At 52.4% G+C, this 23,726-nt stretch carries 21 protein-coding genes and 1 tRNA gene; 13 read left to right on the forward strand and 9 right to left on the reverse strand.

Going from position 1 to position 23,726, the window contains the following annotated elements; translation table 11 throughout:
- Nucleotides 1–2: 2 nt before the first annotated feature.
- The 3 genes from WHS46_01175 to hisB all read right to left on the reverse strand — a co-directional run bounded on the left by WHS46_01175 (nt 3) and on the right by hisB (nt 2,273).
- Nucleotides 3–656: a lactate utilization protein gene (locus tag WHS46_01175; GenBank protein MEJ5347288.1), complete on the reverse strand. Its 654-nt coding sequence runs from the start codon at nt 654–656 to the stop codon at nt 3–5.
- An 826-nt stretch (nt 657–1,482) separates the two neighbouring features.
- Nucleotides 1,483–1,559 (reverse strand) — tRNA-Met (locus tag WHS46_01180).
- A gap of 117 nt (nt 1,560–1,676) precedes the next feature.
- Nucleotides 1,677–2,273, reverse strand: a complete 597-nt coding sequence (hisB, locus tag WHS46_01185) for an imidazoleglycerol-phosphate dehydratase HisB (GenBank protein ID MEJ5347289.1) — start codon at nt 2,271–2,273, stop codon at nt 1,677–1,679.
- Between the two features lie 264 nt (nt 2,274–2,537).
- Here hisB and WHS46_01190 point away from each other — a divergent pair, with 264 nt between their 5' ends.
- Complete coding sequence (locus WHS46_01190; GenBank protein MEJ5347290.1) at nt 2,538–2,870, forward strand: carboxymuconolactone decarboxylase family protein; 333 nt, start codon at nt 2,538–2,540, stop codon at nt 2,868–2,870.
- 99 nt (nt 2,871–2,969) lie between these two features.
- On the opposite strand, the gene WHS46_01195 is transcribed toward WHS46_01190, so the two are convergent.
- From WHS46_01195 to WHS46_01220, 6 genes are all read right to left on the reverse strand, one after another.
- Entirely contained in the window at nt 2,970–3,398 is a 429-nt protein-coding gene (locus WHS46_01195) for a response regulator (GenBank protein ID MEJ5347291.1), read from the reverse strand.
- 36 nt (nt 3,399–3,434) lie between these two features.
- Entirely contained in the window at nt 3,435–4,130 is a 696-nt protein-coding gene (locus WHS46_01200; GenBank protein ID MEJ5347292.1) for a hypothetical protein, read from the reverse strand.
- A 5-nt stretch (nt 4,131–4,135) separates the two neighbouring features.
- Nucleotides 4,136–4,507 (reverse strand): response regulator, encoded by a 372-nt coding sequence (locus WHS46_01205; GenBank protein ID MEJ5347293.1) that lies wholly within the window; start codon nt 4,505–4,507, stop codon nt 4,136–4,138.
- 170 nt (nt 4,508–4,677) lie between these two features.
- Complete coding sequence (locus tag WHS46_01210) at nt 4,678–5,904, reverse strand: response regulator (protein MEJ5347294.1); 1,227 nt, start codon at nt 5,902–5,904, stop codon at nt 4,678–4,680.
- Nucleotides 5,905–5,931: 27 nt separating this feature from the next.
- Nucleotides 5,932–8,061 carry a SulP family inorganic anion transporter gene (locus tag WHS46_01215; protein ID MEJ5347295.1) on the reverse strand — a complete coding sequence of 710 codons (2,130 nt, stop codon included), beginning with the start codon at nt 8,059–8,061 and terminating at the stop codon, nt 5,932–5,934.
- An 80-nt stretch (nt 8,062–8,141) separates the two neighbouring features.
- On the reverse strand, nt 8,142–8,792 hold the full coding sequence (locus WHS46_01220; protein MEJ5347296.1) for a TetR/AcrR family transcriptional regulator: 651 nt from the start codon (nt 8,790–8,792) through the stop codon (nt 8,142–8,144).
- Nucleotides 8,793–9,333: 541 nt separating this feature from the next.
- Between WHS46_01220 and glgB the strand changes: the two genes are divergently transcribed.
- The 12 genes from glgB (at nt 9,334) to WHS46_01280 (ending at nt 23,670) form a co-directional block, all read left to right on the forward strand.
- Nucleotides 9,334–11,280 carry a 1,4-alpha-glucan branching protein GlgB gene (glgB, locus tag WHS46_01225; protein MEJ5347297.1) on the forward strand — a complete coding sequence of 649 codons (1,947 nt, stop codon included), beginning with the start codon at nt 9,334–9,336 and terminating at the stop codon, nt 11,278–11,280.
- Between the two features lie 42 nt (nt 11,281–11,322).
- Nucleotides 11,323–12,762, forward strand: a complete 1,440-nt coding sequence (locus WHS46_01230) for a sigma 54-interacting transcriptional regulator (GenBank protein MEJ5347298.1) — start codon at nt 11,323–11,325, stop codon at nt 12,760–12,762.
- A gap of 14 nt (nt 12,763–12,776) precedes the next feature.
- Nucleotides 12,777–13,163, forward strand: coding sequence for a hypothetical protein (locus WHS46_01235; GenBank protein ID MEJ5347299.1), 387 nt, complete (start codon nt 12,777–12,779; stop codon nt 13,161–13,163).
- A complete protein-coding gene (locus WHS46_01240; GenBank protein ID MEJ5347300.1) occupies nt 13,129–14,853 on the forward strand; it encodes an ATP-binding protein in 1,725 nt (574 codons plus the stop codon). Before WHS46_01235 ends, WHS46_01240 begins: the two co-directional genes overlap by 35 nt.
- Before the next feature lie 30 nt (nt 14,854–14,883).
- Entirely contained in the window at nt 14,884–15,264 is a 381-nt protein-coding gene (locus WHS46_01245; GenBank protein ID MEJ5347301.1) for a response regulator, read from the forward strand.
- Between the two features lie 445 nt (nt 15,265–15,709).
- Nucleotides 15,710–16,207, forward strand: a complete 498-nt coding sequence (locus WHS46_01250; protein ID MEJ5347302.1) for a response regulator — start codon at nt 15,710–15,712, stop codon at nt 16,205–16,207.
- Entirely contained in the window at nt 16,207–16,635 is a 429-nt protein-coding gene (locus WHS46_01255; GenBank protein ID MEJ5347303.1) for a response regulator, read from the forward strand. Before WHS46_01250 ends, WHS46_01255 begins: the two co-directional genes overlap by 1 nt.
- A gap of 40 nt (nt 16,636–16,675) precedes the next feature.
- Entirely contained in the window at nt 16,676–17,230 is a 555-nt protein-coding gene (locus WHS46_01260; GenBank protein ID MEJ5347304.1) for a CBS domain-containing protein, read from the forward strand.
- 23 nt (nt 17,231–17,253) lie between these two features.
- Nucleotides 17,254–18,732, forward strand: coding sequence for an SLC13 family permease (locus WHS46_01265; GenBank protein MEJ5347305.1), 1,479 nt, complete (start codon nt 17,254–17,256; stop codon nt 18,730–18,732).
- 75 nt (nt 18,733–18,807) lie between these two features.
- Nucleotides 18,808–20,229 carry a hypothetical protein gene (locus WHS46_01270; protein ID MEJ5347306.1) on the forward strand — a complete coding sequence of 474 codons (1,422 nt, stop codon included), beginning with the start codon at nt 18,808–18,810 and terminating at the stop codon, nt 20,227–20,229.
- A 514-nt stretch (nt 20,230–20,743) separates the two neighbouring features.
- The gene (locus WHS46_01275; GenBank protein MEJ5347307.1) at nt 20,744–22,243 is read left to right on the forward strand and encodes an ATP-binding protein; all 1,500 of its coding nucleotides are present in this window, start codon (nt 20,744–20,746) and stop codon (nt 22,241–22,243) included.
- The gene (locus tag WHS46_01280) at nt 22,228–23,670 is read left to right on the forward strand and encodes a sigma-54 dependent transcriptional regulator (protein MEJ5347308.1); all 1,443 of its coding nucleotides are present in this window, start codon (nt 22,228–22,230) and stop codon (nt 23,668–23,670) included. Before WHS46_01275 ends, WHS46_01280 begins: the two co-directional genes overlap by 16 nt.
- Nucleotides 23,671–23,726 lie beyond the last annotated feature (56 nt).

Raw genomic sequence — 23,726 nt, forward strand, 5'->3', positions numbered from 1 at the left:
TTCTATAGCCCAAGGTCTTCGTTGATGAGCACCACCTTGATCCGCCCCTTGGGATAGGATTTTTCCGTGACCGTCCAGTGATTGCAAATCCTCTCGGGACTGGAACAATCATCGCAACAGCCCGTATGGTAACACGGCGTCTTTTTATCCAAGCGCATGGCATTAGCCGGGGCGGCGTAGTCCTTGATACGCCTCATGGCGGCTTCCAGGTTGGGAACCACCTTGTTTCTTCCAACGAGGAGAATCACATGCCGAGGTCCAAAGGTGATGGCGGCCACTCGGTTCCCGATCATATCCAGGTTGACCAGCTGGCCGTCTTCGGTCACGGCGTTGGTTCCCGTAAAAAAGAGATCGACCAGCAGGGAACGGCGGCGCCGTTCCAGCATGTTTTCAGGAGCAAGGCCTTTCTCGTAGGTGTCCAAGACTTCCAGGTCCTTTCGGTTTTTCATGGCTTCATAAAGGCCTGTGGCCATAAAGGTCATGGATCCTCCCCAAGAAACGCTTTTCACCGACAGGGACGGCAGGATTTCTTCGAGGACGATACGTTTGGCGTCCTGAGTGTTTTGCGCAACAAAAACAGCGAAATTGTTCTTTTCCAGAGCCTCCTGGACGCGTTTCAATCGAAGTTGCCAGTAGTGATCCACGGGCCGATCCATGCCTTCCTCCTGAATTCTTGAGAATCGGTTTGCTGCTCTCGGCAACCACGCGAATAGAAAGATCTCTCTTCTAACAAAATCGAGGCGTGTTTGAAAGAAGCCATGCTTGAGAGAAGCAACCAAAACCGGTGGAGGATGGCCCATAAGTGGGCCAAGGGTTATCGTCGCCATGGGGTCAAGAGATGAAAAATTCGGCTTAATAGCAAACCCAGAAAATCCTCACCCAAATTCTGGGATTCTTGGAAAATGACAAGTCTTTTTCCTAGGCAGAGACAACTATCATGATGTAAACGCAAAATATTTTGTTCAGGCCAAAGACGGGACGTGAGAGTCCTTCTTCCGCAGCTTGCGATACCAAGAAGGAGAAGGACAGACTCGGCGATCTTCAATCGGGTGGTGAGCAAGCTGGAGAAGCTCAGGAAGAGGAGCGAGGAAGGGGGCTTGCGCAAAGGTTGGCCGAATGTTCCGCACTGGCTTTTCTGCAATGGGTACGGCATTCCGATGGATCTTGACAATTTCCGCATAAGGGTCCGGAAACCGGGCTATGGATAAATTCTAAATTCGGCCTTCGATGGCATACTCCTCGTGACATGCAGCAGACTTACGGGGCGTTAGAACTTGGCAAGGGGGATCCCACTGGGGAAAGTGACAATGGACATGGAATACACCTCCGCCCAGATCACTTTCCACACTTGCTAAAATGGCCGCCTATTGAGAGCCGTTCCACCATCGACGCGCTGGACGACGTGGTGAACGATCACACGCAACTATCCGCAAGCAGAAAGAAAAAAGGGCTTAGCCTGACGAGCCAAGCCCTTGATTGTCTTGGTAGCGGGGGGAGGATTTGAACCTCCGACCTTCGGGTTATGAGCCCGACGAGCTACCTAACTGCTCCACCCCGCGTCAGCGAGCGATGTTGTATAGCTCATGGTTGATGAGAAGTCAAGAGGGCGAAATTCGGGTTTTTGCGTTCCCTTAACAGAGAGGAAGGCGTGCGCAGGGTGGCACGGGATTTCTTTCCTAAAGGACGCCTTTGGAGCTGGGCACGGCCGATCGGCGTGGATCCAAGCTTGCGGCTTCGTCCAAAGCGCGCCCAAAAGCTTTGAAGACCGCTTCCAGAATATGATGCGTGTTGGCACCGTAAGGGACCAGAATATGAGCCGTAATGCCTCCATTCTGGCACAAGGCTCGAAAGAATTCCGGCACCAGTTCGCTGTCAAAGGTGCCGACCCGTTCGGCCAGGGAAGGTACCCGGTAGACCAGGTAGGGCCGATTGGAAAGATCGAGACTCACTTGAGCTAAAGCCTCGTCCATGGGAATGAAGGCGGTCCCGTAACGACGAAGACCTTTACGGTCCCCCAGGGCTTTGGAGAGGGCTTGGCCGAGGCAAATACCCACGTCTTCCACGGTGTGGTGGCCGTCCACCTCCAAGTCCCCTTGGGCTCGAAGGGTCAAATCAAAGAGACCATGCACAGCCCACAGGGTAAGCATATGGTCAAAAAAAGGAAGGCCCGTGTCCACATCCACCATTCCCGTGCCGTCCAAAACAATTTTCACCGAGATAGCGGTTTCCTGGGTTTTTCGTTCCACCATCGCCTGGCGCAATTCCCTATTCATAAGAGCTCCCTAGTAACATGAGAAAAGGATTTGGGTTCCTGGGGCGCCGCGGCTTCCACGGAGAAGCCTTCATCCAACAACAAATAGCTACTCTATAAAGATTTTTCACTCGTGTGTAAACACTGGAGCACTCATGACCTTGAGGGTGTCTTGCCTGTAGAAGCAGAGCAGGGTAAAATAAAACATTAAGGTGCTTTCATGCTTATGGCGGGCCTATGTGCCAAGACAAGAAACATGCATCACGTACAAAGGGAAGGATCAATGATGGCTGAAGAAAGATTGCCGCGCTGGTATAGCTTCCTTCGCGAAAACCACCCGAGTGTCATGGATGCCCTAGACGCCTTGGGAGTCGCTGTGCGCCGAGAAGGGCCCTTGGATCCTAAGACGGCCCATCTGGTGCAATTGGCGGCCGCGGCGGCTATTCGCTCTGAGGGCGCCGTGCACAGCCACACACGGCGAGCGCTTCAAGCGGGTGCCAGTCGCGAAGAAATCGTGCATACCCTGATCCTCCTGGTCAGCACCATAGGGTTTCCGTCCGTATCCGCCGCTCTGAGCTGGGCCCAGGACGAATTGGACAAGACGTCGTCACCTGCTTAAACAAAAATCGCCTTCCTTTCAGCAAATCCATCAACCGGCTGCCGGCACCAAAAGGCACGGCTGGATAAGTGCATTTCTTTCTTTTTTCATGTTCGCTTCTTACCAGCCTTTTTGCCTAAGAATGTTTCGGATCTTTTCTTCCGTTTTTTTCTCAACCAGAACCATCTTTTCCACGTGAGCCTTTCTGATTTTGTCGGCAAGCACCTTCACATCCGCCGGTTTCTCCAGAACATCGCTCGCTCCCAGCTTCATCGCCTCGATGCCCTTTTGAACGGTTGCATGCCCTGTCAGCACAATGACCTGAATGTCAGGGTTTTTGCTTTTCATGACCTTCAGGGCTTCAATCCCGTTCATTTCCGGCATTTGCAAATCGAGAATGACTGCATCAAAGCTTTCATGTTCAATGAGAGACAAAGCCTCTCTTGCCGACGGTGCCGTCTTGACCCGGATTTCCCGAGCCTTCATCCGCTCCGCCATCACCTCAAGAAAATCGGTTTCATCATCCACCAACAAGACTTTCTCGGACATGGATGGCTCCTTTCTGGGGTGTCGTGATCTTTTTGTTTAAGCCTCAGGGACGTTTTTGGGGAGGCTCAGCACGACATCACCTGTGGATGAGTCCATGGAGATCTGCGCATGGAGGATAGACAAAAGCGGCGCGGCATCCTTTCGAAGGCTCTCCGGTAAGCTTGTCTGCGTTGGTTGAATGGCTTGACAATGAAGTCGGACTTCCACGTCCTTGTCTTTTTCCTGGGCGTCGACCTGGACCACGGAGGAGGGAGGGATCGTCTCAAACAAGGCTTTCAAGCATAGCCAAAGAAGATTCAACAGGAAAAAGGGCTGCACTTGCACTGAAAACGAAGCCTCCCGACAAGCCACCTTTAGGGTAATGCCTGACATCGTCGCCTTTCTTTCTGCCAACGTGACTAAGAAGCTGATCAGTTCAGACAGAGGAACGGTTGTGATGGGCTCATCAATACTGTGCGCAAACCGGTTTAGGTTCCCTATGAGAACGTTAGCCCGCTGCACCTGTCGTGTGATCTGCATCGCTGTCCGTTTGAGTCGCTCCGGATCAAGAGGTTTTCCGCGCTCGGCAAGGAGCGCCAAATCCTCCAAAAGCCCTGCATGTTCACTGACGATGGCAATGGCATTTTTCAACTCATGGGAAATCGATGCGGAGACGGCTCCAAAAAACCGTAGCCCACACACAGCCGGCGCATCGTCGTAACCTCTGACCTCGGACGATTCAAAAGATGCCATGGGGTTTACTCTCTTTTTTCCGATTGGACTAATTTTCGAAGATGCTCGATCAATTGTTCGATTTTCACAGGCTTAACAAGATAATTATCTATTCCCGTATCCCGACATGCTGCGTCGAAATCTTCCTGGGAACCATGGCCGGTCATAAACAAAAACTTGAGGTTCGGTCGAATAGAGGCCAATTTCCTTTTCAGCTCGATCCCGCCCATTTTCGGCAGTTTCACATCAAGAACCGCCACATCGAATTCCCGGTTCTTTACCATCCGGATGGCGTCCTCAGCGTTGGTGACCCAAGAGGCATGAATCCCCCGAAGTTCAAGCCTTTCCGCCAGGGTCGAGACCAGCTGATCTTCGTCATCCACCAACAAGATATTCATCTTTTTCTCCAGATTGTATGCGATGCCCTTAGAAGGCGTTCTGTCCACCTGCGAGAGTCGCTGCAGGAAGCCCTCGAGAAGCTACATACGTGAAAAGATACCCTTCAAGTATTGGCCGATTCATGGACTTTATCGGGCTTTCCGGGTTTAAGCCTGGGATTCTCAGCCCCCTACGTTTTGGCACCGGAACTTTTTCGAATCTTGTCGTAGGCACGCTTCAGCGTATCACTCAAGACATCGATGTCGACCGGTTTCTGAAGATAGGCGAACGCGCCCAACTTCATACAGGTTTCCCTGTCAGCCTCAGAGCCGTGCCCTGTCAGAATGATGACCTCGATGTTGGGTTTGGTCGCCTTGACCCTTTTAAGGACTTCAATGCCGTCAATACCAGGCATCTTCAGATCAAGGATCATGACCTCGGGCTCCTCCTCACTGACGAGCCTGAGCGCAGATTCACCGTCGTAGGCGACGGCAGATCCCACATCCCTCAGGAGCAGGCGTTCGGAAAGTGTTTGGACGAATTCCCGTTCATCATCGACAAGAAGAACCTTGGACGGTGCCCGGAAATCATATTTACGGTAAATATCCGCCTGATGAAAATTGGGTCCAACTCGAACCTCGACGGATCGAACACCTTCCATCGGCGCCACAAGAGCCTTCAAATCTTCTTCCAATCGAGACAGCATCAACACATGCTTGTTGACGATCAGGGTGACGGCACCGTTTTTGGCTTCCACATCCACATCATGGCCTTCGGCCGCAAGAGCCACCGCTACGCGGGCTTGAAGCAGAAAATCGGCGGCTGCGGCTCGAGAGGCTTCTGTCGGATGCAGGACATCTTTTTGAGTGTTACTGACGATCAAATCCACGGCTTGTTCCACGGAAACTTTATCCATCGGGATCAAGATGTCATAGAGCGCCGGTTTCCACGGATCGATTTCCTTCTTCACCATGGATGTCCAGGAAGAGCGGTCTTCATCGGATTTACGGATGGCTTTGAGTGCGTCCTTTTCGGATACTGCCTCCGCTGTCGCGGCCGTTCGAAGACGAAAGGCCAGATCTGCAATCAGACACACTCGAAGAACATGGGTGATCTGGGAGGGGATCAAAAGGCCGCAACAGCCGGCAACCAAAAGACGTTCTTCCTGAAGCATCTGCGCCGTGGCCAATCGTAGGTAAGCGACGGCGCGTTCTTTTTCATGTGTAAAGGCATTGAAGATCGATGTCTTGGCACTGAAAGCTCGGGAAATGCGTTCAACCGACATGCCGGACAACTGAGAAGCCAAGGCGGCAAGGGTATCGTCTTCAACCAATCGAAATCCGGTGCGCTCCGCCACGTTTCGAATCACAGAACCTTCATTGCAGTACAAGCCGTAAAAGACGGAAATGACTGACATGGTTTGTATCCCCTTTTCATGCGGAGTTCAAGCAACAAGCCGACAGACCGTCAGCAACGGGCAGTCTTTTTCGTCCCCATCTCGATGCGCATCCTCGTGAATGGCACGAATGGCCTTTTCCATGGTTGGAAAGATATGTGATTCTCCTATCTTGGCAGTTAAATGGGTCTTCTTCAACACGCTCATCACGGTCTCGTTCACACCGCTGAAGGAAATCTCAATCCCTCCGCTTCGAACCCGGTCTATCAGTAAAGAAAGTGTTTCTTCACCGGATGCGTCCATATCGTTGATTCCATTGCATACGACAAGAATGTGGCGCAGAGTGCTTTTTTTTCGAATCAAATCCGTTATCAGATCCTCAAAATAGCTGGAATTGGCGAAAAACAAAGGCGCATCGAAGCGCATGACCGAAATATACTTACATTCACGAAGCCCATGGGTGGTAGCACAACGAAGCGCTTCGTCCTCATACCTGGCCAAGGAGGCCACCGTCGGCCTCATACTTTTATACAGAAACACTCCAAGACTCAACCCGACTCCCATCATGATGCCCTTGTCCAGATGCGGGGCGAACCACAAAGTGAAGATAAAGGACAGAATGGAAATGAGCCCATCGTACCATTTGGCTCGCCAGGCATGAATGAAACCTGAGACGTTGATGAGACCGATGACGGCCATCATGATAACGGCGGCGAGCACCGACTGGGGTAGGTGATAGAGAAGAGGGGTGAAGAACATCAACGTGATAACGACGGCCAGACTGGTAAAGACGCTGGAAAGTCCAGTGACGGCCCCTGCCTGTAGGTTCACGGCCGATCGGGAAAACGATCCTGAGACCGGGTAACTTTTGCCCAGAGCCCCGATGAAATTGGCAAGCCCCTGTCCGATGAGCTCTTGATTGGGATCCAATCGCTGTCCGGTTTTGCTTGCCATGGCCTTGGCAATGCTAATGGCTTCCATGAATCCCAAAAGGGAAATGATGGCGGCGTAGGACAACAGATGCAAAGCGGCTGAGAGCTCAATTTTAGGCACGGAAAAGGCGGGGATCCCTTTGGGAACAACACCTACAACCTCCCCGCCTCCCATCATGGTGAGGCTCTCCGTTTGCAGGGGCCTGTTCCCGACTCGAAGACGCCAGATACGCCCGTCGGTCTTGAATCCCGGTGGCAGATGGCCTTTGAGATAAAAAGTCATGGTCCCGTCAGGCTTCATGGCCGCTTCAAAAAGAGTGGATCGCAGCTGTTCTCGATATTGTTGCGCTTTCGTTTTCAGCGCCTCACTTTCCAGCTGGATCAATTTGTCCTCGGATTCCCACTTCAGTTGAGCGACTGCGTCATGGGCCTCTTTGGCTCTTTCGATCTCTTTGCTCACAAGGGTGCGTTTTTCCGCCAAAGGTTTAAGTTCGTAGACGGCTTTGTTAAAGGATTGCACGCGCTCCTGTGTTTCCGGATCCTGAATCGCCGAAAGAGGCACCGTGGTGTTGTGTTCAAACCCCATGAACCAGGAGATAACCGTGGTGATGGCTACGGCCACCAAAACGTTGGGAAGCTTCGGGGCAACCTTTTTGAGGCCGTACATAATGGCGAAGGCTGTCACCCCCAAGAAGAACGTGGGCCAATGGGTGTAGTGAAAAGCCTGCTGGATCACTCTGTAAACAGTTTGGTAGTGATGTGGAGCATTGTCCACATTGACACCAAACATCTTGGAGAGTTGGGAGGTGGCGATGATGATGGCGGCCGCGTTGGTGAAGCCATTGACCACTGGATGGGAAAGAAAATTTACCACCAACCCTAGGCGCAAGACACCGAGGCTGAACTGAAAGAGTCCAACCAAAAGCGCCAACAAGACGGCATAGGCGATGTATTCTTGGCTGCCGGCCGTGGCAAGCGGCTCAAGGGAAGCCGATGTCATCAGGGAAACCACCGCCACGGGACCAGTTGCCAGCTGTCGGGAAGAGCCGAACAAGGATGCGATCATAGGCGGCAAAAAGGAGGCATAAAGGCCGTAGTAGGGAGGCAAACCCGCCAGTTGGGCATAGGCCATTGACTGGGGAATCAGGACCAGAGCTACGGTCAATCCGGCGATGGCATCGGCTTGAAATGTGGCGATGTTGTACCCTTTGAACCAGTCGAGAAAAGGAAAGATTTTTTTGAGCATTTCGTCCACCCGTTAGAGAAAGAGTTATGATAAAAACCTGGACATGATTCACGGATTGTCAAAGCGTGGCGCGAACCCTTTTAGTTGGCCGCTCTACAATTTTCGTTCTCAGCAACAGCCTTTCCATTCTCACCCTCTTCCAAAGGCATGTTTCGGTTTTCCAGCATGCGTCTGCAAGCCTCGATCATTTCTTTGTACAGCGAAGTCACATCGTACAGGTTGTACATGCGAAATCGGACCATGCTATCCACCATGGCAAAAAGGATCATGGCACTTTTTCGCGTATGCCAGGGACCAATGGAGCCATCCTTCTGGCCCATGCGGATGGCATTTTCAAATATGTCCACAAACGCTTCATAAATGGATTCCAAAAGTTCACGGCAATCAGGGTTGGCTTCCGCCAATTCGTAGGGATAACGCTGATGCAGGATGGAGAAGAGATCTTCCCTAATGGATGCCATGTAAAGGTAAAAGGCAATGGATTCTTCAACGAGATTGAGCCCCGTGATGACTTTTTTTTCGGCCTTGTATTTTTCGAATTCCGGAAGAATGGTGTCCCGAAGGTTTCTCAAAATGGTCAGAAAAATCTCTTGTTTGTTCTTGAAATGATAAAAAACCGTTCCTTCCGCCACTCCCGCAGCCTTGCACAGTTCGCTCATGGATGTGTCTTTAAAGCCTTTGCGGGAGAAAAAATAAGTGGCGGCCTGAAGAATCGCATCACGTTTTTTCATCTTTGATCCTCGCCCTGAGATGTCGACTGAGTGCTCAGTCGTTTTTTACTTTAATGGCTCAAAAGACACAGGTCAAGAGAAAAAAAGATCAAGCCAACAAAAAAGCGGCAGGAGAGCTTCTCTCAAGGACGACCCTTGAAAAGAACGGCCTCAAAAGGACCTTTTCCTTAGGAGCGCGGCGCCTTGAGTCTGTTTTTCATGCAGGCGATCCTCTTTTCGCGAGAAAGCCGCTTCTTTCCGTCTTATGGAAACAGGGCACGCCCCACTTCCCCTTGAATCGGCATGCGCTGAAATGCTGTCATTTCAATTTCTTGCAATGGATTCAAAAAAAGGCTTTGCGAGCAGAACGCCTTTTTGCTCTTGTGTCCTGAAGCTTCCATGACTCACCTTGCCCGCAAGAGCTAAAATAGGTACGTTAAGCGGCACGACAGGTCGAGAACTGTGAATCTAGGTTTTTGGGCTTCACCATGACAGCATGGAGGCATGAGGGTTCACACAGTCTGCGAAGGATTCAAAAGATCAGAAGAAACAGCTGAAATCGATGAAAGAAGGAAGCGGAGCTGGCGTTATGGGGGAAAGCCAATGGCGTTTTTTCAGCGACTTTGATGTCTATCTCTGGAAGCAGGGCAGCTACTACCGATCGTGGGAAAAGATGGGGGCTCACCCCTGTGTTCTGAACGGTGTGAGCGGGGTTCATTTTGCGGTGTGGGCTCCCAATGCCGAAAAGGTTTCTGTGGTGGGGGATTTCAACGCATGGAATGAAACGGCCCATCCTTTGGAACCCTTTGGAGATACCGGCATTTGGAAGGGATTTGTTCCTGGAATCGGTGTGGGCACCTTGTACAAGTATGCCATCACCTCCCGCTTCAATGGCTACCACGTGCTCAAAGCAGATCCCTATGCCTTTTTTGCCGAAAAACGCCCGGGGACAGCTTCCATCGTCTGGGATCTTTCTGGTTATATCTGGCAAGATAAAACCTGGATGCGGTCCCGAAACAAAAAAAACACCCGATCGGCCCCCATGGCCATTTACGAAGTCCACTTGGGCTCATGGATGCGGGTGCCCGATGAAGGCAACCGCTGGCTCACTTACCGCGAACTGGCGCCTCGACTGGCCGCCTACGTTCGGGAGATGGGTTTCACTCACGTGGAATTACTCCCTGTGACCGAACATCCCTTGGACGCCTCATGGGGATACCAAACCACCGGGTATTTCGCCGTCACGAGCCGCTTCGGCACCCCTCAGGATTTCATGTTTTTTGTGGACACGCTGCACCAGCATGGCATCGGGGTGATCGTCGATTGGGCCCCTGCCCATTTCCCTACCGATGAACACGGCTTAGGCTTTTTCGACGGCACGCACCTCTACGAACATGCTGACCCTCGAAAAGGCTTCCATACGGATTGGAAATCTTTCATCTACAACTACGGCCGCAACGAGGTTATGAACTTTTTGATTTCCAATGCCTTGTTTTGGCTGGATGTCTATCACGTGGATGGTCTTCGAGTGGACGCCGTGGCTTCCATGCTCTATCTCGACTATTCCCGCCGTGATGGAGAATGGATTCCCAACCAGTACGGCGGCAACGAGAACTTGGAAGCCATTGCCTTTTTGCGCCGTTTTAATGAAATGGTCTACCGGGAACACCCCGACACCATGACCATCGCCGAAGAATCCACCGCGTGGCCCATGGTGTCACGCCCCACATACCTGGGCGGTCTTGGGTTCGGCTTCAAATGGAACATGGGCTGGATGCATGACACCTTGCTATACATGTCCAAGGATCCCGTTCACAGAAAATACCACCATAATCTTTTGACCTTCAGCTTGCTTTATGCGTTTTCGGAAAACTTTATTCTGCCTTTTTCCCATGATGAGGTCGTTCATGGAAAAGCGTCCATGCTGGCCAAGATGCCAGGAGATTTGTGGCGGAAATTTGCTAACTTAAGGCTTCTCTACGGCTATATGTACGGCCATCCTGGAAAGAAGCTGTTGTTCATGGGTTCGGAATTCGGCCAGTGGAGTGAATGGAACCATGAGAGTTCACTGGATTGGTTTCTTTTGGAACATGACTCCCACAAGGGACTTCAGCAGTGGGTGAAGGATCTCAACCACTTTTTATGCAGCGAACCGGCCCTGTATGAGCTGGACAATGAACCCCAGGGCTTTGAATGGATCGACTGTAACGACAGCGATCAAAGCACCCTGGTCTTTTTGCGCCGTGGGAAAAAGGGAGAAGACCTGGTGGTGTGCGCCATGAATTTTACCCCTGTTCCACGATACCCTTATCGTATTGGGGTGCCTTTTGGAGGCTTTTGGCAAGAGGTGCTTAACAGTGACGCCGTCATCTACGGTGGAAGCGGCCAAGGAAATCTGGGCGGCGTGGTGGCCGAAGCTTCCCCTTACCATGGTCGGCCTTTCTCCTTGAGCATCAATTTGCCTCCCTTGGCGGCAGTCTTTTTCAAACCCCAGGGTTCAGCCCTGTGACGGCGTACGTCTCATTTTGAAAACACGAGGGGCGAACCTTCCATGGCACCCGCGACTCCTGCGCTCATTTCCGGGCTCTTTTCTAGACCGATCGAATGCGCCACCGCCTTGAACGACCTTCCTGACGCTCTCATTTTTTTGTCCCTTCATCGAAGGGTCCTCTTCTTGAACCGAGCGGCGGAGGTGCTCACGGGGCTTAGCGATGAACAGGCTCGAGGGCTGCCGTGCCGCCATGTCGTGCGCAGCAATCTTTGCCTCAGGGAATGTCCTTTCCGTCAACCCTGGGGTCATGGAGGGGCTCAGTGTCGTGAAGGGGACATCATCAATAGGGATCGACGTCGGGTTCCTGTGCGCATCAGCTACGTGGTTCTGAGAGACCTGGAAGGCGCCGTGGCCGGTTTCCTGGAAATTCTTGAAGATCTTCGGCCTTTTCAGATGCTGGAATCTCGATCAGGCCAAGCGGACCGGCTCAGCCGTATCATCGGTGGAAGTCCCGCCATGGAGCGGCTTTTCGGCATCCTTCCGGGCATTGCCCAGACCGATTCTTCGGTGCTCATTACGGGGGAAACCGGCACGGGCAAGGATCTTCTCGCTGAAGCCATTCATCAACTTTCGAGCCGGGCCAAAGGGCCTTTCGTAAAAGTCAATTGCGGAGCGCTGCCGGAAACCCTCTTGGAGTCCGAGCTTTTCGGGCATCAAAAGGGAGCCTTTACGGGCGCTGTGGAAAATAAACCGGGTAGATTCCGGCTGGCTCACAACGGCACGTTGTTTCTTACCGAGATCGGGGATCTGCCTTTACCTCTTCAAGTTAAGCTGCTCACTTTTCTGGACGACCATGTCATCTACCCTTTGGGTTCCACTAAAGGCACGCGCGTCGATGTGCGCATCATCGCCGCCACCCATAGGGACCTTCAAGCCATGGTTCGGGAGGGCAAGTTTCGCCAGGATTTGCTCTATCGATTAAACGTGGTCCGAATTCACATTCCGCCCCTTCGAGAAAGGCGCGAAGATGTGCGGTTGCTGCTGGAGCATTTTCTTGCCGCTTTTGTTTCCAATTTTCAAAAGAATGTCAAAGGCTTTTCCAAGGATGCCTTGCGCTGTCTTTTGGAATACCCTTATCCTGGAAACGTGCGCGAGCTTAAAAACATTGTGGAATATGCGGTGAACGTGTGTCGTGAAGAGACCATTGATGTGCATCACTTGCCGTCCTATGTGACAGAGATGCGGGATAGGGTTCTGCACGTGCCAGAGACTGGAGACCTGGAACCGCCGACGAAAAGTGTCTTCGTGGGGTTGCCTCTTGGCGCCGAAACGGCCGACTGGACCGCAATGGAGCGACGTCTCATTGTGGAAGCTCTTGTCAAGGCCAAAGGCAAACGAACTCGAGCGGCGCAAATTCTGGGCTGGGGGCGTTCCACTTTGTGGCGTAAGATGAAACAATACGGGCTTTTGGCTTCTGGATCCGACCAAGTGGACGTTTAGAAGTGGGGCATTCTATGGTTCGAGTGATTATTCCTGTGCATGGTTCAGAAGTGGCGCCCCGCTTTGATTTGGCCTCAGAAGTCTGGATCGGTGTGCAGGGACCGGACGGCCGTTTTATGCAAGAACGCACGGTGGTCATGCCGCAGGCGTCTACGGAAAACCTGTGTCAGCTCATTGTGTCCGAAGGGGCGCACGTGGTGGTCTGCGGAGCCGTCGAACAGGAGTATTTCGATTATCTTGTTTGGAAAAAAGTTACGGTCTATGACGATGTCATAGCGACGGTGGACGCCGTGAAAAAGGCCCTCGAAGAGGGCACCTTGAAACCTGGCGCTGTGCTTTTGGAAAGGATCCTTGAGGAGTCAGAGCATGTTTTGGGACCGGTGGATTCACCAGATTCGTGAGGCTTTCAGCCTGGAATTGGACGAAAGCGGTGCCGCTCGATATGGGATTTTGCGCCGCAATTTGGTCATTCTCATGGGCGTGGTGACGATTGTCCCTCTGGTCCTTATGGCTGCCATCAATTATCACGAATATCGAAAGGTGCTCGGCCAGGAACTTGCCAATCCTTTACGCAATATTGTCAATAAGACGAAGCATTCCTTTGAACTTTTCATTGCCGAACGTCAATCGGCGGTGAGTTTCATTGCTCGCGCTTACGGATATCACGAACTCGTGGATCCCCAGCGACTCAATCACATTTTTCGAGTGGTCAAGCAGGAATTTTCCGGCTTTGTGGATATGGGCTTGATAGACTCGCGCGGCGTTCAGGTGAACTATGTAGGCCCTTATGATCTTAAGGGAAGAGATTACTCGGATCAGAACTGGTTTCACGAAGTGAATGTTCGAGGGATCTATGTAAGCGATGTTTTTTTGGGATATCGTCGATTCCCTCACGTGGTGATCGCCGTAGAACAGACCAGCTTGGAAGGGGATCGATGGATTCTTCGCGCCACCATTGACACCCAAAGGTTCAACGAACTGATCGCTTCGATGGGTTTAGATCCGGACAGCGATGCCTTTCTCGTCAACCATGACGGCGTCTTTCAGACGCCTTCGCGCTTTTATGGAGGCGTTTTAGAAAAATGCCCGCTTCCCATTCCCCCGGTCAGCTACCAGGCCAATGTCACGACGGCCGTGGATCCCTCGGGACGCCCCATTTTTCTCGCTTATGCCCATTTTGTGCATCCCAATTTTGTCCTTATGGCGGTTAAGCCCCAGGCGGACGTGCTTCGAGCCTGGACCACGCTCAAGAACGAGCTGGTGGTCCTGTTTTTGGCGGCCACCACGCTGATCTTTCTTGTGGTTTACAGGCTGACCGGCAACGTGGTGCGAAAGGTGAGGGAGGCTGATGAACGACGCGAAGCGGCCTATCAAGAAATGCAGCATCATCACAAATTGTCTTCCATCGGCCGGTTGGCTGCCGGCGTTGCCCACGAGATCAACAACCCTTTGGCTATTATCAACGAAAAAGCCGGCCTGATGATGGACCTTTTGCAAGGGGTTCCGGATTTTCCGTATCGCGAAAAGTTTCAGGTCTTGATCACCGCGATCCTTGACTCTGTGGAGCGCTGCCGCAACATCACTCATAGGCTTCTGGGGTTTGCTAGGCGTATGGATGTGCATATCGAGGTGCTCGATGTCAACGAGGTGATTCATGACGTCGTGGGTTTTCTGGAAAAGGAGGCTCTGTACCGCAATGTCGACCTGAGACTTCATCTGGCACCAAATCTTTCCAAAATCGCCTCCGACCGGGGGCAACTTCAGCAGGTTTTTTTAAACATTCTCAACAATGCCTTTGCCGCAGTTGCTGAAGGAGGCATGGTGAGCATTACCACCTGGGATGCGGATTCCGAGCGAATCGGCGTCAGTATTCAGGACAACGGGCACGGCATGAGTCCGGAAACGCTGCAACACATCTTCGAGCCCTTTTTTACGACCAAGAAGGGTTCCGGGACAGGACTGGGTTTGCCCATCACCTACGGCATCGTCAAGAAGCTGGGCGGTTGCATTGAGGTTCAGAGCGAGGAGGGTCGAGGAAGCACTTTTACTGTTTATCTGCCGAAAAAAGGACCTGAGCTGAGCGAAAATTGAACAAGCGGTGAAAGGAGCCAAAGAGTGGGTATGGAACCGTTTCACGTACTGCTTGTGGATGATGAAAAAGAATTTGCGACCACCCTGTCTGAAAGACTGGAAATTCGAGGCCTTAAGGTGAGTGTGGCCTTCAACGGAAACGATGCCCTACGATGGATGGAAGAAAAACGGTTTGACGTCATTGTGGCGGACGTGCGCATGCCCGGCTTCAGCGGTTTGGATCTCCTGAGGCACATCAAGTCCCGGAAAATAGGAACGCCGGTGATTCTCCTTTCAGGATACAGCGCCCTGCAAGAAGCCATCGAAGGCATGCATCTGGGCGCTTTCGATTATCTGATAAAGCCCGTGGACATCGAACAGCTCATGGAAAAGATGCGGGAGGCCGTCGAGAACAAAAGTTCGGGGGGATGAAGTGGTGAGCGCGTTTCCTGGTGATTCCGATTCCTGCCCTTAAAGATTGCCCTTTCTGTGCCATTTCATATCATTTTGTTTCACTCCCATATGTCTCATATTGTTTTAGGATGAAGCTTGGCGGGGAGCCGTCAGAGCGGCATCGAAGCGAGTCCTTTAAGAAACCATGGTTTTTTCTCTGGCATCCTTTGTGCATTTTCGAACAAACGCCACGCCCGGGAAACACCAGGGCGCGGTCTATGAAGGAGAGATTGTAAGAAAAGAGTGGTTGAACGGCGTGACTTGAAGGGAAATCCTAAGGGCGCCAAGGTTACGGATCACGCGGGGCATCGGGTTCGGTGGCCGGGGTTTGCCGATTTGTTGGATTTTTTTGTCATGATGAAAAGTTTACGAAACACTGCGTCAGGCTTTTCGCGGGAAAGGTCGGCCTGACGGGGCGATGGTCATGAAGGGTACTGTTTTGGTGGTGGCATTGGAGGAAGATTTTCGCTCGGGCATCAAAGTGCACCTGCAAAAAAGGGGCTACCGTGTTCTAGGGGCGGCGGATCAGGCTGAAGCGGTGGGTCTGTTGGATCTCTCGGATGTGGATGTGGTGGTCTGGCATTGTTTTTCCGGTGACAGGTGCGGCTGGATTCTCATGGATCATGTGCGCACTTTGTCACCGGCTCCGCCTGTGATCCTTTTGGTTCCCAAGGGGCAGGTCCAGCACGGGATTGAAGGGATGAAGCGAGGTGCTTTTGATGACCTTCTCATTCCTTTTGCATGGGAAAATCTGGAAGAAACGGTTGAGGCGGCCATTAAGGCGGGGCGCAAGGCAGTTAAGAACAGAAAATCTTTGCGCCCTTGGGAGAAGGACTCGACGGCAGCCGAGGTTCCTTCCGGCACCGGCGGGTTTCAAACCGTGGAAGAACAAGAAAAAGGTCAAGACCAAAGAGGGAAGTGATGAAAGCGCATGTGATGGTCGTGGACGACGAGGTGGAATTTGTGGATGTTTTGTCTGAGCGTTTGGAGGCTCGGGACTTTATTGTCCATAAGGCCTACAACGGAGAGGAGGCTCTCCGGCAGCTGGACGAGCACAAAGTGGACGTGGTCATCTTGGACGTGCTCATGCCCGGCAAATCCGGCATTGAGACACTTCACGAGATTAAGCACAAGCAGCCCCTCGTAGAAGTGATCATGCTGACAGGGCATGCCACCGTGGAGACGGCCATTGAGGGGATGAAATTAGGGGCTTACGACTACCTCATGAAGCCGATGGAGACTCCGGAGCTTGTGGCAAAAATCAACGCGGCATTGGCTCGAAAGCGCGAGCATGAAGAGCGCATTCGAAGAGCAGAGATCAACGAGATTGTGAAACGTCGAGGTTGGTAGCCGATAGATCGATCATTCCTATTTCAAAGGGGGCGTTGCTGTGAGTAAGGATACGGTTAAGGATCTCATGGTCCCTATCGAGGAATACGGCACGGTATCCGAGGACGCCACACTTTACGAAGCGGTGCTGGCTTTGGAGGAGGCTCAAAAGAGGCCCCACTTTCGGGAGTACAAGCATCGAGCCGTGTTGGTGTGCAATGCTTCGGGCAAGGTGGTGGGAAAAGTGAGTCAGTTGGATGTGCTTCGAGCTTTGGAGCCAAAATTCAAGAAGTTCGGGGATGTGGGGCTTTTGGGGCGCTTCGGACTGGGGCCTGATGTGGTCAGGATCATCACCAAGGAACTTTCTTTGCTGGAAAACCCATTGGATGATCTGTGCAAGAAAGCGGCACGCATTCGCGTCAAAGACATGATGCACAGTCCTACCCAGGGGGAGATTGTGGAAGAGACGGCCAGCTTAAACGAGGCGATACGCCAATTGGTTCTTGGGCCGCATCAGTCTCTTTTGGTGAAGCGCGGGGAGGCAATCGTGGGCATCTTGCGCTTAACTGACGTCTATGTGGAAATCAGTCAACGGATCAAGGCCTGTGAACTTTAAGCGCTTGAGGAACATAGTGGAGGATGAGCATGCATGATGTGGCCGTTGCCTTGGAAAATCGTATAAACTGGAAGCGACTTTGTCTTATGCTGCTAGGTCCTTTCTTGTTTTTTATCGTTTACTTCTCTCCCCCATGGGCCGACGCCGTCGATCCCATGGGAGTGCATTTTCCTCTGTCCCGGGAAGCCAAGGGGGCGTTGGCCGTATTCCTGTGGGCAGGCACTTGGTGGGTCTTTGAGGTTGTCCCCATTGGCGTTACCAGCTTGCTTATCGGTGTTCTTCAAACTCTTTTCATGGTGCGGCCGGCCAAAAGCGCCTTTAAAGATTTTATGGACCCTTCCGTGCTCTTTATCTTCGGTTCGGTGGTGATCGGTTTGGTGTTCACAAAGACCGGCCTTGCCAGGCGGCTTGCCTATAAGATGCTCGTCATTGTAGGAGAAAAAACCAACAACATTCTTCTGGGCTCTTATGTCTTGACGGCGGCGCTGACCCACATCATGGCCCATACAGCTGTGGCTGCCACAATGTTTCCACTTCTGATGTCCATTCATTCCTTATACGGAGAAGACAACGGCCGGACGAAGTTTGGCAAGGCCTTGTTCATGGGCATGGCCTATGTGGCGGGGGCTGGAAGCGTTATTACGTTGCTGGGTGCGGCCAGAGGTGCTGTGGCCATCGGTTTTTTCAATGAGATCACACAGAAAAATGTGGGATTTTTTGAGCTCACCTACTACATGTTCCCCATTGGTTGGTTGATGGTCTTTCTGCTTTGGGGATTTTTCATTGTGCTGTGCCCTCCGGAGAAAAAGGTGATTCCAGGGCTCAGGGAAAAAGCCAAGGTTTTAGCCTCCCAACAAGGTCCCATGACCAAAAATGAAATTTTAGCCTTGATCATTGTGGCCTCCGTGATTCTTTTGATGAGCCTGCAGTCCTTCATTCCTGCATTGAAAGACTTGAACAAGACGGCCATCATTCTTTGTTCCACTATTTTGTTTTTCGTTACCGGCATCTTGGACATCAAGGATCTTGAAGAGATCTCGTGGAACGTGATTCTTCTCTTTGCCGGGGCCATGAGCATCGGTTTTTGCCTCTGGGAAACCGGTGCGGCCAAGTGGCTTGCTGTCAATTGGCTCACCCTGTTTCAAAAGGCAAATTGGTTTGTCTTCGTCATCAGTATGGCTTTCTTTGTGTTGGTGATGACCAATTTCATCATGAACGTGGCCGCCATCGCCATCTCGCTTCCTGTGGCTCTGGTGATCGCTCCGTATCTTGGCGTGGCAGGCGAAGTGGTCTTCTTTTCCTCCTTGGTCACAGCCGGCATGCCATTCCTTCTTTTAGTGGGTGCGGCCCCTAATGCCATCGCCTATGAGTCCAAGCAGTTCACCGCTGGTGAGTTCTTTGGTTATGGGATCCCGGCAAGTATCCTGCTCATGGTGGTGTTAGGTCTTTTTGTAGCATTTATTTGGCCCGTCATGGGCATGCCCGTGACTCTTAAGGGCTGATTGCGCAAAAAGGCAGACCCAAGGCTAAGACCTTGGGTTTTTTCTTTTCCTGACTTGCAAGGGAGTAAATGATCTATGAGGCAACTGGAAAAACTCATTGACCGTATCATTGACCGTGTGAATATCAACCTCAGGGAACCTGCCTTTGATGTGGGGCCTTATGTACGCCATCTCATTCCTCTGGAGCAATTCACCAAGTTTTATGCCTTCTATGGGCTGACGCCCCATCATCCGTTGCACTTCGTGTTTAAACATTCCAGCCTGGCTGGAAGCTATTTTCTTGGGCGCTGCAACGTGGACCATTCTGTGTTGTATAAGAGCGATCTTCGCGGTGACGAGCTGAAGCGTGAAGGAGATGTTTTTTATTATCGAGGCATCCAAATTCCTCTGCACGACGATGAAGTTATCACCGTCAAAGACAGTTTTCTCATCAAGACCTTGGTGCACAATCATTCCCACGATCCGGAAAACCCTGAGGAGTTTGGCATTCGAAACAGCGTGGCCATGCACTACGCCAACATTCACGGAGCACCTACGGAAGGGTGTTTTCTAGGACCGTTTGCCACCGTGGATCTCACAACGGTCCACGATTCCGTCTTGGGTGCGTTTTCTTACGTGCAGACGGGAGAATTGTCCCACACAAAGGTGGAGGCAGGCACCGTGTGGATTCGCTCAGACGGAGCCTTTGAATTTCTCTATCGGTTTCCGAAAAGCGTGCTGGAGCGTTACATTTGGGTGGAGCCAGGGGCTGTACCGACAGGGGAACTCATGGATTTTGTGGAAGGGCGTAAAGAGGAATTTCAATGCGTTTTTGATTCGGTCACCTGCAGCCTCGGTGTGGAAGTTCCCACGGGAGCGTCTGTAAGTCGGTACGCGGTGGTAAAAGGGGCAAGCACTATTGGGGAAAATGTGTTGGTGGCCCAAAGAGCCTACCTGATGAACGCCTGGATGGGGCCGGGCTCCAATGCCCAGGAAAACTGCTACATCGTCGATGCGCATCTGGAAGGGTTCAACGTGACGGCCCACGGCGGAAAAATCATAGGAGCGCGTTTGGGGCGCAAGGTCTTTGTGGGCTTTAATGCTTTTGTTCGTTCTTCTCAGAGGGCTCCTTTGGTCATTGGGGAGGAGTCCATCGTGATGCCCCATACGATCATTGACGTGGAAGAGGAGGTGGTGATCCCGCCGCGCCATGTGGTGTGGGGACATGTTCGTACGGCTCGGGATCTTGAAGAGAACAGTGTTTCCGTGGATGAGTTGGTGACGCTGGAAGGGGAGCTGAGGCGAGAGGGTATGACCTTTCGGGGCAACGGATCGGCTTTTGTTCGAGCCTTTCAGCATCGTATCGAGCACATTCTGGAAGAAAACGGTGCCTACTTTGATGGTAGCCGACACATGGGGCATGCGCAAAAAGGCCAGAACATCGTGTTCAACATTATTCAGCCTTACCCGGAAGGTGATATGAAAGGGATGTATCCGAGCATTGACATTAGGCCTTAGAAGGCTGTCCAAGAACGGATTTGTCTCTGCAAGCGCTGGCGTCCCGCCCGCATCATGAGCGTGGCGGGAATCAATTTTCCAGGAAAAGCCATGGCCTTTTTTCAGTGGCACGCAAGCTTGGAGGCTTCTGCCGGTACCCCGTTTGTAGGGGCGGACCTGTGTGTCCGCCCCATAGGATTGTCGTGCCTGAACAGCTAGGGGCGGACACATGGGTTCGCTCCTACGAAGGTGACCGAGAATTTATCCCTGGGAGCTGGGGCATCCCGTAAAAGCAGGTAAAGGCCCGAGCTCCCAGAAAAACAAAGGTCTTGCGGCGTAGGGGCGGGGCGCCGCCTCGCTCCGACAAAATGGGATGAGATGGATCGGTCTTTGTCGTTCTCGAAAAGACCCTTAGGATTCAGAGTCCAAAAAAGAGGGAGGCTGTGAGCCTTTGGGATTGCAAGCCCTCTTTTTTTGATGTGCAGCCCGGTGTCGGCGAAGGCATTTTAGGCTTTTATAGAAAGGCCCGGAGGACATGCCTAGGCTTCCCTCTTTGACCCTGAGATCTCGAATCTTTATCCTTCTTGTCGCCTTGATGGGTGTCAACTGCGCTGGAGCGCTGATGACCATCTGGACAACGTCCCAGACTTTGGAGATGTCCGAATCCGTGGTAAAAAGAGATCTTCAGGCGCTTCTTGCGGCGGAAAAATTGAACAGCGCCTTGGTAATGCAGAAAGGTTACGTCACCTATTATTATCTGACGGGTGACAAACAATGGTTGACGCGGCTGAGGGAACATCAGAGGGCGTTTCATCACTGGTTGGAAGTGGCCCAAGAGCGCACACGGATGGATGAAGGCCGGCGCATTCTGGATGAGATCGGCAAGGCTTATGAGCGCTTTGAAACGGCCAGGGATCAGGTCATTCAACTCTACAAGGATGGACGCAAGGAGGAGGGAGCCCGACAGCACTGGACGGTGCGGGATCAGTTTCACGGCATCTATGAGCTCACCGAGAAGTTCAAAAGCCTGCAGGAGGCTCAAATCGACCGTCACCAGCAGTTGTCTGAACGTAAAGCTCGAAGCCTGACCACGCTGGCTTGGGTGGCTTTGCCTTTGGTCCTGCTCATGGGCATCGGATTGGCTGTGGTTCTATGGGGCCAGATTCTGGAACCCATTCGGCGTTTGGCTTTTGTTCAGGAAAAGGAAGGTCTTTCGGTTCCGGAGGAAGAGGCTCGAGACGAAGTGAAAGCCCTGAGTCGGCGCATGCACAGTTTGCTGGAGGATGTGGACCGGGCCCATGAGGAATTGGAGGAAAGTCGGGAACATTTGATACAGTCAGAAAAACTGGCCATGGTAGGAAAGCTTGCCGCCAGTGTGGCCCACAGTATTCGCAATCCTCTCACCTCCGTGAAAATGCGCCTTTTCTCCCTGGAAAGGAGCCTCAATTTGACTCCAATGCAACGCGAAGACTTTGAAGTGATTTCGGAAGAAATCGGCCATATCGACACCATTGTGGCCAATTTTTTGGAATTCAGCCGCCCGCCGAAACTCAGGATGCAGCCCATGAGCCTTTCCGACGTAGTGGATACGACTCTACAACTTCTCAAACATCGATTGGAATCTTACGGCGTGCGCATCGAGGTGGATCGAAAAGGAAGGCTTCCTTTGGCCATGCTGGATCCTGACCAGATGAAGGAGGTTTTGGTGAACCTGATCTTGAATGCCTGCGAAGCCATGGGAGAAGGTGGGCAGATACGCATTGTCGAAGAGTCCGGCATGATAGGGGATCAGGGGTTTGTGGTTCTTGTGCGCATAAAAGACAATGGACCCGGTATACCGGAGGAAATCAAGGACAAGATCTTTGAGCCTTTCTTCAGCACCAAGGAAGAGGGATCCGGATTGGGGCTGGCCATTGCCAGAAGGATCCTTCAGGATCACAAGGGATGGATTCATGTCCATTCCAAGGTAGGGCAGGGGACCACTTTCGTGGTCGGGCTGCCCTGCGAGGAGCGGGGGCTGTGGCTGAGATCCTGATTGTGGATGATGACCCGCAGCTGCGGCAAAGTTTTGGAAAGATTTTACGAGCCGAAGGCCATGAGGTGCGCATGGCCGGATCAGGGGAAGCAGGTCTGGCCGCCGTCAAGGAACGTGTGCCGGATCTGGTGGTCTTAGATGTGCGTCTGCCCGGCATGTCGGGTCTGGAAACCTTTAAGGCCATGAAAGCGGTGGACCCCAAATTGCCCGTAATCGTCATGACCGCTTACGGCACCACGGAAACGGCTATCGAAGCCACCAAAATGGGCGCTTTTGATTACGTCCTGAAGCCCTTTGACATTCCCGCCTTGCTGGACTTGGTTTCGCAAGCCATCAAAGCAGGTCGGTTCATGCGCAGCAAGGTGGCTTTGGACGCTCAGCCTGAATCGCCGCAAGAAGACGCTCTCATCGGCCGAAGCCGAGCCATGCAGGAAGTCTACAAAGCCATCGGGCGTGTGGCAGGAACCGATGCCACCGTGCTCATCCGTGGAGAATCGGGGACGGGCAAGGAGTTGGTGGCTCGAGCCATCTACCAGCACAGCCATCGATCCCATGGGCCTTTTTTGGTCATCAACTGTGTGGCCATTCCTGAAACGCTTCTTGAAAGCGAACTTTTCGGATACGAAAAAGGGGCCTTTACCGGCGCGGTCACTCGCCGAATGGGCAAGGTGGAACAAGCTCATCGAGGCACCTTGTTTTTGGACGAAATCGGCGACATGCCGATAAGCATTCAGGCTAAGCTTTTGAGGCTGCTTCAGGAACGCAGCATTGAAAGGTTAGGGGGCAAACGTCCCATCGCCGTGGATGTCCGCATTATCGCGGCCACCAACCGAAACCTGGAAGATGCGGTGGCTGAAGGGCGCTTTCGTGACGATCTTTTTTACCGACTCAATGTGGTGACCTTGACCCTGCCTCCTTTGCGTGACCGAAGGGAGGATATTCCTCTTCTGACAGAGTATTTCCTCAGCCGTTGCGCCGCCGAGATGGGGGTTCCTAATCCCGGGATCACCCAAGACGCCCTGGAATGTTTGATGGCCATGGACTGGCCGGGCAATGTTCGTCAGTTGGCCAACGTCATTCGCAAGGCTCTTATTTTCAATCGAGGTTTTCCTCTGGAACGTGCCGATGTTCAGCGTGTGGTGGGTGGGGAATCCAACGGGGAGGAGTCGGAAAAAAAGGCCAAAGATTTCGATGAAACGGCTTCCGTGCTGGATCAATGGATTCTTCAACACTTGGGAAAGGATGTTTCCGAAAGGCTTTTCGATTCTCTTGTCGATGATTTCAGCGCCCGAGTCATTCGGGTAGCTTTGGAAGTGACCAAAGGAAACCGAACCCATGCTGCCAAACTTTTGGGCATTTCTCGGCCGACCCTCTTGGCGCGCATGGAAAAATACGGCATTCGGGTCGAAGCCACCGTGGCGTCCTAACGGGTGCCGCCCTCTGAAGCGTCAGGACTTTTAGCTGGTGGGAACGGCGCCTTCAT

It is taken from the genome of Desulfosoma sp. (assembly GCA_037481875.1).
GTDB lineage: Bacteria > Desulfobacterota > Syntrophobacteria > Syntrophobacterales > DSM-9756 > Desulfosoma.